Below are 2,107 nucleotides of genomic sequence, written 5' to 3' on the forward strand. Positions count from 1 at the left end.
CCTAAGAGCAAACCACCCCTTTTAGGGGTGGTTTTGATTTCCTAATCTGTCTGATCGTCGATGAGCCAGCAGTCGGTCCCATCAGTGAGCAGCGTCCTGGCTGACCGGGATACCGCCGCGATGCGTTGGATTTTGCCTTTTCGATCTTCGGCCTCGGACCTCAGCTTCGACTCTCCGGAGCGTAGGCTCGCGCGCATCTCAACCTTAGCTTCGAGGAGTTGCTCTTTTGCAGCGGCTCTGGGGGTCTGAGAGACCAGCCTCTTGAGGGCGTTTCCCTGGGCTCCGCGAGGAAGCGCGATGGGCGTCCCTTTCATGCCCCCGATCTTCATCTCCATGAGCGCTGCGAGGACCTGCCTCTTTTTCAGAAAGCCCTGAGATTTGTCCAGGATCCGCTGTTCTTCGATGAGGGCGCTGCGGTCGTCCATGCTGCCGTCGTAGTACATGCGCGTCATGGCGAGCGCCGACAGGGCCTGGAGGCACCCCCCCCTTCGAGGCCTTTTGTCTCCATTCTGGGAATATATCCTGCTCATTTAGGGTTATTCGCGCTGAAAGATTTTGACTAGCTTGGTGTCCTTTATTTCGTAAATAATGTCTGCGACGTTCTCGACCAGCCTCTTATCGTGGGAGACGAACACTATCGTTCCGGCATAGGCGCTCATCATCTGCTCGAGGGCTTCGGCGCTCTTGATGTCCAGGTAATTTCCAGGCTCGTCCATGAGCAAGATGTTGTATCTGCCCAGCAGCATCTTCGCGAGCAGCAGCTTGATGACTTCGCCTCCCGAGAGAACGCCAACGTCCTTTGCCAGGTCACGCGGTCCGATTCCCATAGAGGCGAGGACGCTTCGGATTTCGGTCATGCTGTACTCGCAACCATCCTGCATGAACGAGATCGCAGACTGACGGGCGTCGAACTTGTAGCCTGTTTGCTCGAAGTAACCGATCTCTGCCTTGGGAGAGATGTTGATACCGTCGGCGCGTCGAGCGATTGCCTTCAGCAAGCTGGTCTTTCCTGTACCGTTGCCACCGGTGATGGCCACTTTGGCACCGAGCGGTATCTCGAATTTCGCGTGGTCATAGAGCATGCAGTTGCCGAAGCTCAAGCTGAAATCGTCTGCCGAGATGGGAAATTTACTATGCAGTTCCAGGGCCTTGCTCTGGCGGAACCGCACGGTGCGAATGCTGTCGGGGGCCTCAATCCCTTCGAGCGCTTCGAGGCGCTTCTCCATGTCCTTAGCCGCCTGGTACATCCTCTTCTGTTTGGTGCCGGTTGCTTTCTGATGCCCCAATCGACCTGCATACTCGTTGCTTTTCTTTGCGCCCTTCTGCTTGGCGTCGACCTGCCGTGCTTTTTTCCGTTGTTTTTCGATGGCGGCTTCAAGGCGCTCGCGCTCGCGCATCGCCTCTTCGTATCGAGCCGCCTGAACTTTGCGCTCTTCTTCTTTCTGTCGCAGATAGTCGGTGTAGTCACCCCAGAATTCGGAAATACCGCCGTCTTTGAGCTCCCAGATCTTGTCCACTACCTGATCGAGAAAATAACGGTCATGGCTCACAATGAGAAGGGCTCCATCAAATGCCTTGAGTTGTCCGACGAGAAGGCTGATGCCGTCTTGGTCGAGGTGGCTCGTAGGCTCATCAGCAAAGATCGCGCTTGCATGCTGGGAGAGCGCAGAGGCAATCTTGGCGCGTGTTTCCTCTCCGCCGCTCATCGTCTCTTGCGCCACTCCGGCGACGTTGAGACGGGAGAGCATCTCACCACTGTCCTGAGCCGCATCAAGGTCGAGTTCATCGAGTTGGCCGATGAGGGCAATGCTGCCGAAGCGCCTGACGTCGGCGTCCGCAATGGTAAGATTGCCGCTCAGAATTTTAAGCAGGCTGGTTTTGCCTGCGCCATTGTCTCCCACCAAGCCGATGCGATCGTAGGAGTAGATTTCCAACTCTTCGATATCCAGGATATCGCGGCCGGCATATTCCAAAAAGATGTCTTTAGCTTTGACTATGAGTTCCATAGGTTGAACCGCCTTTTGTGTATTAGCCTTTTACTGGAAGCGCAGCCATGCCAAAAAAGATGGCTCTGTTAGACCAAATTTGACACGATCGGCTGTTCGTC

Annotated in this window: 2 protein-coding genes; both read right to left on the reverse strand. The window is 55.4% G+C overall.

What is annotated here, in order from left to right; genetic code table 11:
- Positions 1 to 41: 41 nt before the first annotated feature.
- The gene (locus DXD16_RS10100; protein WP_199408239.1) at positions 42 to 452 is read right to left on the reverse strand and encodes a hypothetical protein; all 411 of its coding nucleotides are present in this window, start codon (positions 450 to 452) and stop codon (positions 42 to 44) included.
- Positions 453 to 536: 84 nt separating this feature from the next.
- Positions 537 to 2,006: a ribosomal protection-like ABC-F family protein gene (abc-f, locus tag DXD16_RS10105; protein WP_075279303.1), complete on the reverse strand. Its 1,470-nt coding sequence runs from the start codon at positions 2,004 to 2,006 to the stop codon at positions 537 to 539.
- Positions 2,007 to 2,107 lie beyond the last annotated feature (101 nt).

The organism is Collinsella sp. TF11-5AC (assembly GCF_003436775.1).
GTDB lineage: Bacteria > Actinomycetota > Coriobacteriia > Coriobacteriales > Coriobacteriaceae > Collinsella.

Bases quoted from the DNA above. Each gene is read 5' to 3' on its own strand.
- DXD16_RS10100 (WP_199408239.1), bottom strand. From the start codon at position 452: ATGACGCGCATGTACTACGACGGCAGCATGGACGACCGCAGCGCCCTC.
- abc-f (WP_075279303.1), bottom strand. From the start codon at position 2,006: ATGGAACTCATAGTCAAAGCTAAAGACATCTTTTTGGAATATGCCGGC.